This window comes from Micromonospora sp. URMC 105 (genome assembly GCF_051386295.1).
Classification (GTDB): Bacteria; Actinomycetota; Actinomycetes; order Mycobacteriales; family Micromonosporaceae; genus Micromonospora.
The window spans coordinates 1-215 of the sequence record NZ_JBPQTL010000258.1 but is presented as its reverse complement, the minus strand read 5'-3'; the positions used below and the strand labels follow the sequence as shown (position 1 = coordinate 215).

Below are 215 nucleotides of genomic sequence, written 5' to 3'. Positions count from 1 at the left end.
CCGCGCGGATCAGGGCAGGGTGGCGAGGTGCGGCTTGACGGTGCGGGCGAAGCCGTTGCCGTTGGTGACGTCCCAGTTCACCGACCAGGTCATCGCGCCCCGGATGCCCGGGTAGGTACGCGGCGGCCGGAAGCTGCCGCAGTTGGTGCCCTTGGCCAGGCAGTCCAGGGCCGCGTTGACCACGCTCGGGGCGACGATGCCGCCGCCGGCGGCGC

1 pseudogene is annotated in these 215 nt (G+C 74.0%); it reads right to left on the bottom strand.

Annotated elements, in window-relative coordinates:
- Positions 1 to 9: 9 nt before the first annotated feature.
- A pseudogene (locus ACSNN7_RS29190) lies at positions 10 to 215 on the bottom strand (cellulose-binding protein); the annotation flags it as partial.